The following is a 12,164-nucleotide window of genomic DNA, read 5'->3' as shown; positions in this document are numbered from 1 at the left end:
AGATGCTGCAGATGCCGTAATTTCCGCGATCGTGATTGTGATGATGAGCGTGATCGTGACGAATGTGAGGAAGAAAGAAGAAGAGCATTCTGCGCAGGATTTAGGGCAGGTTGTAATGATCCGCGGTGCCACTGCTGTCGGCGTGACCGTGACCGTGATCGTGATCGTGATTGCGATCGTGACCGTGACCGTGATCGTGACCGTGATTTTAATGAAGATTTTTTTGAATAGAGATTATAGAAGCGGGGGCCTGCATAGAATTCAGGCCTCCGCTTTTACATTCGGATGCAGGATAATTTTTACCGATTAGGCAATGTTACAGACACAATTTCCGGAAATGGTGCATATACTGAAAGATATGATAAAAATGTAAAAGGAATTTGGTACAATGCGCGGGGAGAAAATGTGGCGGAACCGCCTGACCGTAGAAAAGCAGTATAATCATGGGGTTATCAGGCCTCAGATAAAAGGAATGTCCTGTTACATCAGGGCTGCGGTGTGTGAACCTAAAATTACAAGGCAAGTCAGGTCAATAGCAGGGCGGGCAGGAATGGATATGGCAGGTGTGGAAAACCGCATAAAATCCAGAGATTCTTATTTGGAAAAAATGCAAAGAAAATACAACCCTGGCTGCCAGGGGTACGAGGTCAAGGATATATTGAGATATACCTACACAGCTCCTGCAGAAGAGCTTGCGGAAAAGGTTTTAATAGCCATGGAGCTTTATTGGAAAGCAGGCTTTCATACGGTTGAAATTAAAAATTACTGGCTTGACAGGCAGAGTCCTTATAAGGGGATCAACACCACCTTATATTCGCCTTACGGCCAGATTTTTGAATTACAGTATCATACACCGGAAAGCTTTTCCATAAAGAACGGGAAAATGCATGAATTATATGAAAAGCAAAGGCCAATCAAGGACATGAACAGCAGGGAGTACTTAGAGTTGGGCAATCAGATGATTAAACTGTCCAATGCCATGGAGATTCCCAGGGGTATCGAACGGGTATAGGAATGAAAGCCTAAAAATAGGTTATGCTATTTAGAAAATTCACAAAATTTTCAAAATTTTCCGGGTTGCAAACCGGAAAAAATGGTGATATACTGCTACATAGTTAATTAGCTAATTGTTAGGAGGCTAACAGAAAGGGGAATATTTGCAAATGAAACCAACGTGCCCATTCCATGATAAGGGACTTAAGGGGGATTTTTCACCGGCCCATGGCGTGATGGTAAGATATATGAGAATCATGAAGATGCATCGTTGCATTTTGGAAGATCGTCTGAAGGAGACAGGGGTATACCGCAGCCAGCATCAGATTCTTATGATGCTTTCCGACCATTCTAATATATCCCAGAAGGAGATTGCTGAACGCCTTTATGTGTCCACAGCCACCATAGCGGTATCGGTAAAAAAGCTGGAAAAAGGTGGGTATATCACCCGGGCCGTGGATCAGGAGGATAACCGGATGAATAAGCTTTGCCTGACAGAGAAGGGAAAGCATACGGTAGAGCATAGCCGGGAATTTTTTCATAATGTTGAAGAGCGGATGTTCCGTGATTTTTCAGCGGAAGATTTGGCTGCCATGAGGCAATACCTGGACCGCATTTATGATAATTTATCTCAGATTCCTTTAGAAAGGGACATTACAGAAAGAGAGGATTAATAACTTGAAACGATATTGGAAATATATCAGGCCGTATTTGGGAGCCTTTATACTGGCGCCCCTCTTAATGCTGACGGAAGTATTTGGCGAGATTATGCTTCCCAGAATGACGTCCTTGATCATTAACAACGGAGTTGCCACAAAAGATGTGGGATACATTTTAGGAATGGGAGGCAAAATGGTTGCCATCGCCGTTGTCATGGCAGCGGGAGGAATCGGAGCATCCTATTTTTCATCCAAAGCATCCATTTGCTTTAGTACAGATTTGAGAAAAGATGTGTTTCATAAAGTCCAGCAGTTTTCTTTTAAGAATATTGATGATTTCAGCACAGGGTCATTGGTTACCAGGCTGACCAATGATATCCAGCAGATTCAAAATGTAGTAATGATGAGTCTGCGTTTGCTGTTTCGGGCTCCGGGCCTGTTGATCGGCGGTCTTATTATGGCCTATCTCATGAACCGGCAGCTGATGGTGATACTTTTGGTAGTGATTCCATTGCTGATCTTGGCCATCGTTATCATATTAATCGCGGCATTTCCCCGGTTTGAGGCAATGCAGAAGAAGATTGACCGTTTAAACTCCGGCGTGCAGGAAGCTTTAACGAATGTGCGCGTCATTAAGTCCTTTGTCAGGGAAGATTTTGAGGAAAAGAAATTTCAAGCCACAAACCGGGATCTAAAGGAAGGCAGCCTTGATGCCATGAAGATTGTCGTAGTCAGTATGCCTGTGATGATGCTTGCCATGAATGTTACGACTCTCGCAGTGGTGTGGTATGGAGGAAATCTTATTATTGCAGGAAAGATGCCTGTAGGTGATCTGACTGCGTTTACCACTTATATCGTCCAGATCCTCATGTCCTTAATGCTGCTGTCCATGGTATTTTTGCAGGCTTCAAGAGCTATGGCTTCTTTAAGACGTGTCAGAGAGGTCCTGGATACAGAGATTGATTTGACCGATGATCATGCTTCTGAAAAATCAGCCCAGGTTACAAGCGGCAAAGTAGAATTTCGGAATGTTTCCTTCCAGTATGTAAAAGGAATGGATGAAATGGTCTTAAAACACATTGATTTTACTGCGGAGCCTGGAGAAACCATTGGAATCATCGGTTCCACAGGAAGCGGAAAGACCTCACTCGTGCAGATGATTCCCCGTCTTTACGATGCGGATGAAGGACAAGTACTGGTGGATGGCATTGACGTAAGAGATTATTCCATTAGAAACCTACGGGAAGGCGTTGGAATGGTTTTACAGAAGAATGTCCTTTTTTCAGGAACCATTGAAGAAAATCTCCGCTGGGGAGATGAGAATGCCACCATGGAAGAAGTAATCCTTATGGCGGAAAGCGCTCAGGCCGATGGTTTTGTTACAAATTTTAAAGACGGATATGACACAGATCTGGGCCAGGGAGGATCGAATGTATCTGGCGGCCAGAAGCAAAGACTTTGTATTGCCAGGGCTCTTTTAAAGAAACCGAAAATACTGATTTTAGATGACAGCACCTCTGCTGTGGATACGGCAACCGAAGCGCGCATCCGCCAGTGCTTTCAGACGACCCTAAAAGATACCACCAAATTCATCATCGCCCAGCGGATCGGATCCGTGGAGAGCGCGGATAAGATCATCGTGCTTGATGACGGACAGATCGTAGGTATGGGATCCCATGAAGAATTGCTGGAATCCTGCGAGGCTTATCAGGAAATCTACTATTCCCAGAGAGATGTGGATAAAGAGGCAGGTGCATAATGGATAAACAGAAGAAAATAAACAGCTTAAAAAAGCGTTATGGACGGTCTTCCCAGCCAGCTAAAAACCGTGGTCCCATGGGTGGGCATGGAGGTGCCCGGCAGATAAAGGGCGGCCTTCCCAAAAATGCGAAAGCAACCATCCGGCGCCTTATGTCTTATTTAAATGAATATAAGCTTCTTATGGGAGCGGCGTTTGTCTGCGTTATTGTCGGTACCCTTGCGACCTTAGCCGGTTCTTATATGTTAAGGCCAATCATAAATCAATATATCGCACCTCCCGGAGGCGGGCTGGGGAGTGTGTCAGGTCTTGCAAAAGGTCTTGTGGCAATGGCAGCCGTTTTTCTCATCGGTTTGATTGCTAACTATGCCCAATCCAGAATCATGCTGACGGTTGCGCAAAATGCACTCCAAAAGATCAGAGATGATTTGTTCAGCAAGATTCAGACCCTGCCGGTACGGTTTTATGATACCAATAACACCGGTGATTTAATGAGCCGGTTCAGCAATGATGTGGATACCATCGGCCAGATGCTAAGCAGTACCCTGGTTCAGCTTTTTACCGGAGCATTAAGCATTATCGGTACCCTGGTGCTTATGATCTATACAAATATCTGGCTGACTCTGGTGACCGTAATCATGATTCCTGTTATGATGAGGGTTGGCGGCTTTGTAGCGTCAAGAAGCCAGAAGTTTTTCTCAGCACAGCAAAGCTCCCTTGGCGCTGTAAACGGATATATTGAAGAAATTATCAGCGGCCAGAAGGTGGTTAAGGTGTTCTGCCATGAAGATGTGGCAGAAGAAGAATTTGAAATTCTCAATGAGGATCTAAGGAATAACATGATCCATGCTCAGTTTTTCGGAGGCGTGATGATGCCGGTCATGGGAAATTTAAGCCAGCTGAACTACATCCTGACGGCGTGCATCGGAGGTCTTCTCTGTGTGCTCCGTGGCTTTGATGTGGGCGGACTGACCGTATTCTTAAGCTTTTCCAGGCAGTTCGGCCGTCCGATCAACGAGATGTCCATGCAGGTAACTAATGTATTCTCCGCCCTTGCAGGAGCAGAACGGGTATTTGCTGTTATGGATGAGGAGCCGGAGCCTGCAGATGACGAAGATGCGGCAGAGCTGAATCCAATGAATGGATATGTGGAATTAAAGCATGTGACCTTTGGCTATGATCCAGGCAAAGTGATTTTAAAGGATTTAAATCTTTATGCAAAACCCGGGCAGAAGATCGCTTTTGTGGGTTCTACCGGAGCAGGAAAAACTACGATTACAAATCTTCTGAACCGTTTCTACGATATTCAGGGAGGTGAAATTACCATTGACGGAGTCGATATCCGTCACATTAAGAGGGAAAACTTACGCCATAATATTGCAATGGTCCTTCAGGATACTCATTTGTTTACAGGAACCGTAATGGAAAACATCCGTTACGGAAGGCTTGATGCAACGGATGAAGAGGTAATCCAGGCAGCGAAAACAGCTTCTGCGTATTCCTTTATCATGAGGCTGCCTGCCGGCTTTGATACGCTGTTAGAAGGCGACGGGGCCAACTTAAGCCAGGGGCAAAGACAGCTTTTAAACATTGCCAGGGCAGCGATTTCAAAGGCACCGGTCCTGATACTTGATGAAGCGACCAGCTCCGTGGATACCAGAACAGAAAAGCATATTGAACGTGGCATGGACCGCCTTATGGCGGACCGGACTACGTTTGTGATCGCCCACCGCCTGTCAACGGTGCGTAATGCCAATGCTATTATGGTTTTGGAAAACGGGGAGATCATTGAACGGGGAGATCATGAGGATCTTCTGGAACAAAAAGGCAGATATTATCAGCTTTATACCGGGGCAGTGGAACTGGATTAAACAAAAACCCCGGCTTGCATACCCCAAGGGGAGCATTGGAAAAAACAACAGTCACGGAGTCAATCCTGATTTTGTTATTACAATGCTCCTCTTTATTTATTAAAAATTCTAATATATGATGATGGGAAACCATAATATAACTTCATAAAAACAGGGGGTAAACCGACTCAAGTTATGAAAATTTAGCAAAAATTTAACGAAGAATCTTGTATAGAATGAAAAACATTGTCAAAAAAAGGCTGATAATCTGGAATAATAAAAAAATATTCGAATTAAATGTATTTTTATAAAAACATAATAGCGGTAACTTCAATAAGATTGTTATTTAATTAACGTATAACCAGGGCCTTTTACCAGGTTTTATCCCTGATAATTGAAAAGTATTGTATATAAAACACAGTATACAATATGTATTTATGCATTGTTTCGGTTACTAAATTATGTTATACTGTTTCAGGTGGCAAAATGCTGAAATTTTGCTAGGAGAGATAAAGAATTGTAGAGAAAGAGGGTTAGTTAAATGGGTCTGGCTACATTTAAAGGCGGCATTCATCCTAATGAAGGAAAAGAACTGTCGGAAAATAAACCTGTACAAGTGCTGCAGCCAAAAGGCGAGATGGTATTCCCCTTATCCCAGCATATCGGTGCGCCGGCAAAACCATTGGTGGCGGCAGGAGATCAGGTGCTGGTTGGACAGAAAATCGGGGAGCCGGGAGGCTTTATTTCTGCATGTGTGATCAGCTCTGTTTCAGGAACGGTAAAAACCATTGAACCAAGAATGGTTGCAAACGGCTCTATGGTTCCGTCTGTTATCATTGAAAACGACGGGAAGTATCAGACGGTGGAAGGATTTGGCAAAGAGCGTGATCCGAAGACATTATCTAAGGAAGAGATCAGAACTATTGTAAAAGAAGCAGGGGTGGTAGGTCTTGGCGGTGCCGGATTTCCTACTCATGTGAAGCTGACGCCAAAAGATGAGTCAAAAATCGATACGATCATTGTCAACGGTGCGGAATGTGAGCCGTACTTAACTTCTGATTACCGGATGATGTTAGAAGAGCCGGAAAGTATCATAAAAGGGCTAAATATAATCCTTCAGCTGTTTGACAATGCGAAGGGTGTGATCGGCATTGAGAGCAACAAACCGGAAGCGATCAAGCTGATGACTGAGCTTGTAAAGGATGAGCCAAGGATCACTGTCTGTCCGTTACAAACCAAATATCCACAGGGCGGCGAGCGTACTCTGATTTATGCCATAACAGGAAGAAAGATCAACTCCACCATGCTCCCGGCAGATGCAGGCTGTATGGTAGACAATGTGGATACGGTAATTTCTATTTATAATGCGGTTGCAAAAGGTATTCCACTGATTCGCCGTATCATTACGGTGACCGGAGATGCGATCACAAATCCACAGAATTATAATGTTCGGATCGGGACCAACTATAGCGAGCTTATAGAGGCTTCCGGCGGCTTTAAGACAGAACCGGAAAAGGTGATTTCCGGAGGCCCTATGATGGGGCAGGCTTTGTTTAACTTTAATATTCCCGTTACAAAGACATCCTCTGCCCTTACCTGCATGACAAATGACGAGGTGGCAGGTAATGCACCCAGCGCCTGTATTCGCTGCGGAAGATGCGTAAAGGTATGTCCGGGCAACATTGTTCCTCAGATGATTATGGATGCGGCGGAACGGTCTGACATGGAACGGTTTGTAAAATTAAATGGCATGGAATGCTGCGAATGCGGCTGCTGTGCATACATCTGCCCGGCCAGAAGACCTCTTACCCAGGCATTTAAAGAAATGCGCAAAGAAGTTGCGGCAAGCAGAAAGAAAGCGTAGGAGGAGAAGCATGAGTAAATTGTTAAACGTATCATCATCACCTCATGTCAGGGATCAGGTTACAACACAGAATATTATGTTGGATGTTGCCATTGCCATGATTCCTGCGTCTGCGTATGGTGTATATCAGTTTGGGGTGAAAGCGGCACTGATTTTGCTGATCAGTGTATTATCCTGTGTTCTTAGTGAATATGTATTTGAATCCCTTATGGGAAAACCCATTACCGTGAGCGATGGAAGTGCTCTGGTGACCGGAATGATCCTAGGCCTTAACATGCCGCCGGCTATTCCCTTATGGATTCCGTTTCTGGGCGGTGTATTCGCCATTATCGTAGTAAAGATGCTTTACGGCGGTCTGGGACAGAACTTTATGAACCCGGCCCTGGCGGCAAGATGCTTCCTGCTTATTTCTTTTGCAGGCAAGATGACTGATTTTACATATAGTGACGCAGTTGCAGGCCCGACTCCTCTTGCTGCATTAAAGGCAGGAGAAGCAGTTAATTTAACATCCATGTTTATTGGAAAAATTTCAGGAACCATTGGTGAGGTATCAGTGATTGCCCTGCTCGTGGGTGCAGCTTACCTTTTGTTCAGAAAAGTGATTTCCATCACGATTCCGGCAGCCTATTTAATTACCTTTGCGGTATTCGTATTTATTTTCGGACAGCATGATCTTACGTATGTGCTGACTCATTTATGCGGCGGCGGCCTGATCTTCGGTGCATTCTTCATGGCTACCGATTATGTGACCAGCCCCATCACACCAAAGGGACAGATCCTTTTCGGCATTCTTTTAGGCGTGCTGACCGGATTATTCCGTCTTTTCGGAGGTTCGGCAGAAGGCGTATCCTATGCCATCATCATCAGTAACATTCTGGTGCCTCTGATTGAGAAGATCTCTATTCCGGTAGCATTTGGAAAGGAGGGAAAGTAAGATGAAAAACGGCGGATTTATGAAGGACGCATTGATTTTATTTGTGATCACTCTGATTTCCGGTTTTTTGCTGGGCGGCGCTTATCAGATTACAAAGGATCCCATTGAAAAGGCAACTGAAGCAGCCAATATGGCGGCATATAAGAAAGTATTTCCGGAAGCGGCCGAATTTACATCGGATGATAAGATGGAAGCGGCAGTGGAATCCTGCAATACAGAACTGCTTTCCCAGAATTTTGGAAAAGTTGGTGTGGAAAATGCATTTCAGGCAGTGGACGCAAGCGGGACTGCCCTGGGTTATGTGATTACTTCCTATTCCGGTGACAGCTACAGCGGAGTCGTAAAGATATCCGTTGGTATCAAAGAAGATGGAACCATTAACGGCATAGAATTTCTGGAGATCAGCGATACCCCGGGTCTGGGCTTAAAGGCAAAGGAACCGGCATTTAAGGATCAGTATGCTGGAAAAAACAAGGAATCCCTTACCGTTACAAAATCCGGTAATGCCGGTGATGGAGAGATCAATGCCATCAGCGGTGCAACCATTACATCAAGCGCAGTAACCAATGCAGTCAATGCCGCATTGTATTACGTGCACAGTATTGACCGTTAGGAGGTGGGAAGATGAATAACAAATGTATGGAACGTTTATATAACGGTATTGTAAAAGAAAACCCGACCTTCATCCTGATGCTTGGCATGTGCCCGACTCTGGCTGTTACCACTTCAGCGGTGAATGGTGTGGGCATGGGACTTTCCACGACCGTGGTACTTCTATTTTCCAATATGCTTATATCTGCCCTTCGTAATATCATTCCGGACCGGGTGAGAATTCCGGCCTATATCGTTGTCGTTGCGACTTTGGTTACGATTGTGCAGCTTCTTTTACAGGCCTATGTACCTAGCCTTTATTCTGCACTGGGAATTTACATTCCCCTTATCGTGGTAAACTGTATTATTTTAGGCCGTGCAGAATCCTATGCTTCCAAGAATGGTGTCATGGAATCGACCTTTGACGGAATCGGTATGGGACTTGGATTTACCATCGCTCTTACCTGTATCGGACTTGTCCGTGAGCTGTTAGGTTCTGGCGCTGTATTTGGATACACCATTATTCCGGAGGAATTTCACATTTCCATTTTCGTCCTTGCTCCGGGTGCATTCTTCGTGCTCTCTGTTTTAACGGCACTTCAGAATAAGTTTAAAGCACCTTCTGCTACCAACGGTTCTGTTCCTCCTTCCAAGTTAGCATGTGGCGGCAACTGTGCTTCCTGTACCGGTTCCTCCTGCATGTCCAATCACGAGGTTCTTCAGACCAGGAAGAAGCAGATGGAAGAGGAAGCATTGGCAACTAAGAAGGCACAGGCAGCCAAAAAAGAAGCGGAAGCCAAAACCGCAGCTTCCAGGAAAGAAGAATAGGAGGATGGATAGATGAAAGAATTATTACTGATAGCCATTGGCTCCGCATTGGTCAACAACGTAGTGCTCAGCCAGTTCCTTGGCCTATGTCCATTCCTTGGAGTTTCCAAAAATGTGAAGACCTCTGCCGGTATGGGCGCAGCCGTTATTTTCGTAATTACCATTGCAGCATTTGCAACCAGTGTTATTTATAAGGGGATTTTAGTGGGACTTCATCTGGAGTTCTTACAGACCATTGTATTTATTCTGGTTATTGCAGCTCTGGTACAGTTTGTAGAAATGTTTTTGAAGAAATCCATGCCCGCTCTTTATGAGGCTCTGGGTGTGTATCTTCCTTTGATCACAACCAACTGTGCGGTACTGGGCGTTGCCCTGACCAACGTGCAGAAGGGATATAACATTCTGGAAAGTGTTATCAACGGTGTGGGTATTTCCGTAGGCTTTACCATTGCCATTGTTATGCTGGCAGGTGTCCGCGAGAGAATCGAAAACAATGATGTCCCCTATTCCTTTAAGGGGTCACCCATTGTCCTCATTACCTCCGGCCTGATGGCAATCGCATTTTTCGGATTTTCCGGATTAATTAAATAAGGAGGAGACGAAAGAATGGTAACAGGTATTATATTTGCGGCAGCCGTTGTGGGCATCATCGGAATTTTAATCGGTGTGTTCCTGGGTATTGCCAGCGAAAAGTTTAAAGTAGAAGTTGATGAAAAAGAAATCCTTGTCCGAAACGAGCTTCCAGGTAACAACTGCGGCGGCTGCGGATATGCAGGCTGTGATGCGCTGGCTAAGGCCATTGCATTAGGCCAGGCAGCTGTTTCCGCCTGTCCGGTAGGCGGCCCGACAGTCGCTGAGAAGATCGGCGAAATCATGGGAGTTGCGGCCGGTTCTGCGGATAAGAAGGTTGCATTTGTAAAATGTAAAGGAACCTGCGATAAGACAAAGGTTCAGTACAATTATTACGGAATTGATGACTGCCGGATGGCTTCGGTGGTTCCTGGCTCCGGTGATAAGGCCTGTGTCTATGGCTGTATGGGATACGGCTCTTGCGTAAAGGCCTGTGAATTTGATGCCATTCATGTGGTTGACGGAATTGCAGTGGTGGATAAGGAGAAATGCGTGGCCTGCGGCAAATGTGTTTCCTCCTGCCCGAACCATTTAATTGACCTGGTTCCATACAAGTCAAAGCATCTGGTTCAGTGTAATTCCCATGACAAAGGCAAAGATGTTAAGGCTAAATGTGAAGTTGGCTGTATTGGTTGTATGCTGTGTACAAAGCAGTGCGAATTCGATGCCATTCACATGGATAACAATGTTGCAGTGATCGATTATGAGAAATGCACCAATTGCGGTAAATGTGCTGCAAAATGTCCTGTAAAGATAATTCAGTAAAATAAAAAGGGAGTTCGATCTTTTAGAAGAGGATCGAACCCCTTTTTTCGTTGTAAAATAACAAGTAGTAAAACTATTTTACTAAAAATAAGGTGAAATACATAGCATAATGAATAAAAAAGGCTAAGAATTTACTAAAAAACTGTTGACAAATTATAGTATATTAAGTATATTGAAACCAATCAAGTAAAAGTTTTTACTAAAACTTTTACCAAGGAGGAAAAAATGGCTACATTAAAGAGTATTGCAAACCTTGCAGGAGTTTCCATTGCGTCTGTATCCAGAGTGTTGAATCAGGATGAGACATTTTCCATATCAGAAGAGACAAAGCTTAAGATCCTTAAGGCTGCCGAGGCACTTCAGTACAAGTCCGGAGCATCTGCTCTTGGCAGAATTGCGGCAGAGGAAAAGGGAAGCGTGGCCATGGTCATGCTGTACAGCGAATTTGATGAGATTACGGATTCTTATTACCTGACCATTCGGGTAAACGCAAAGGAAGAGGCTCAGGCTTTCGGTTACGAAGTAAAGGAGTTTTTCCTTCCGCTTAAGGAGGAATTGCTTTCCGGACTGGGAGATTACGCAGGACTGATCGTAATCGGGCATTCCGGAGGCTGGTACGGTGAGGAGGAATTTCGTCAGGCGGTCATTGGTTCAAAGCTTCCCGTGGTCATGGCGGATTTTAACCCAAAGGATGACGAACTGGAATTTGACTGTGTTGTAAACGATTTTAAGGGCGTTATGGAAAAGGCTCTGGAGCATTTCATGAAGCTGGGATATTCCACCATTGGTTACATCGGGTCAGAAGGAGTCTGGGTGAGAGATAAGAACATCCTGGACACCAGATACGTTTATTTCCGGTATATTTTAGAGAGTGCAGGGCTGTATCAGCCGGATTACGTATTCCTGGGCCCCACCTCCATTGCAGAATCAGGGTACCGCCTGACGAAACAGGCCATAGAGGAGAATAAGCTTCCCAGGGCGATATTTGTGGAAAACGATTCCATGGCCATCGGCAGCCTGCGAGCAATGAGGGAATTCAATATTAAGATTCCGGAACAGACGGCTGTGATCAGCTGTAATGACATACCAAACGATGAATTTCTGACACCGCCTTTATCCTCGGTCCATATTTACAGCGATCTCATCGGGATCATGTCTGCCAGGCTGTTGGATGAAAGAATCGGAACAAAGCGATTTTTAGGGGTAAAAATGGTGACACCAAACAAGCTGGTGTTAAGACAGAGCTGCAAAGAAACGGCAGAAGAAGAGCAATAAAAAAGAGTTGGAGGGA

The 12,164-nt window shown here is 44.8% G+C and carries 12 protein-coding genes; all 12 read left to right on the top strand.

Annotated elements, in window-relative coordinates; translation table 11 throughout:
• The first annotated feature begins 31 nt into the window (after positions 1–31).
• The gene (locus ACHZES_RS05225; protein WP_395548879.1) at positions 32–310 is read left to right on the top strand and encodes a hypothetical protein; all 279 of its coding nucleotides are present in this window, start codon (positions 32–34) and stop codon (positions 308–310) included.
• A 78-nt stretch (positions 311–388) separates the two neighbouring features.
• Entirely contained in the window at positions 389–1,012 is a 624-nt protein-coding gene (locus tag ACHZES_RS05220; protein WP_038282549.1) for a hypothetical protein, read from the top strand.
• 151 nt (positions 1,013–1,163) lie between these two features.
• Positions 1,164–1,667: a MarR family winged helix-turn-helix transcriptional regulator gene (locus ACHZES_RS05215; RefSeq protein ID WP_038282546.1), complete on the top strand. Its 504-nt coding sequence runs from the start codon at positions 1,164–1,166 to the stop codon at positions 1,665–1,667.
• Between the two features lie 4 nt (positions 1,668–1,671).
• Complete coding sequence (locus ACHZES_RS05210; RefSeq protein ID WP_154524538.1) at positions 1,672–3,411, top strand: ABC transporter ATP-binding protein; 1,740 nt, start codon at positions 1,672–1,674, stop codon at positions 3,409–3,411.
• On the top strand, positions 3,411–5,282 hold the full coding sequence (locus tag ACHZES_RS05205; RefSeq protein ID WP_395548880.1) for an ABC transporter ATP-binding protein: 1,872 nt from the start codon (positions 3,411–3,413) through the stop codon (positions 5,280–5,282). The genes ACHZES_RS05210 and ACHZES_RS05205 overlap by 1 nt, the downstream gene beginning before the upstream one ends.
• A 520-nt stretch (positions 5,283–5,802) precedes the next feature.
• Positions 5,803–7,125, top strand: a complete 1,323-nt coding sequence (rsxC, locus tag ACHZES_RS05200; RefSeq protein WP_038282533.1) for an electron transport complex subunit RsxC — start codon at positions 5,803–5,805, stop codon at positions 7,123–7,125.
• 10 nt (positions 7,126–7,135) lie between these two features.
• Complete coding sequence (locus tag ACHZES_RS05195) at positions 7,136–8,059, top strand: RnfABCDGE type electron transport complex subunit D (protein WP_038282531.1); 924 nt, start codon at positions 7,136–7,138, stop codon at positions 8,057–8,059.
• 1 nt (position 8,060) lies between these two features.
• Positions 8,061–8,672, top strand: coding sequence for an RnfABCDGE type electron transport complex subunit G (locus ACHZES_RS05190; RefSeq protein WP_038282529.1), 612 nt, complete (start codon positions 8,061–8,063; stop codon positions 8,670–8,672).
• Positions 8,673–8,683: 11 nt separating this feature from the next.
• A complete protein-coding gene (gene rsxE, locus ACHZES_RS05185; protein ID WP_395548881.1) occupies positions 8,684–9,478 on the top strand; it encodes an electron transport complex subunit RsxE in 795 nt (264 codons plus the stop codon).
• Positions 9,479–9,490: 12 nt separating this feature from the next.
• Positions 9,491–10,069, top strand: a complete 579-nt coding sequence (gene rsxA / locus ACHZES_RS05180) for an electron transport complex subunit RsxA (RefSeq protein ID WP_025232597.1) — start codon at positions 9,491–9,493, stop codon at positions 10,067–10,069.
• A 15-nt stretch (positions 10,070–10,084) separates the two neighbouring features.
• Positions 10,085–10,873, top strand: a complete 789-nt coding sequence (locus tag ACHZES_RS05175; protein ID WP_395548882.1) for an RnfABCDGE type electron transport complex subunit B — start codon at positions 10,085–10,087, stop codon at positions 10,871–10,873.
• A gap of 225 nt (positions 10,874–11,098) precedes the next feature.
• Entirely contained in the window at positions 11,099–12,148 is a 1,050-nt protein-coding gene (locus tag ACHZES_RS05170) for a LacI family DNA-binding transcriptional regulator (protein WP_395548883.1), read from the top strand.
• Positions 12,149–12,164 lie beyond the last annotated feature (16 nt).

It is taken from the genome of Lacrimispora sanguinis, assembly GCF_044987295.1.
Taxonomy (GTDB): Bacteria; Bacillota; Clostridia; order Lachnospirales; family Lachnospiraceae; genus Lacrimispora; species Lacrimispora celerecrescens_B.
The sequence above is the reverse complement of the archived record's forward strand: the minus strand, read 5'-3'. Positions and strand labels throughout refer to the sequence as shown.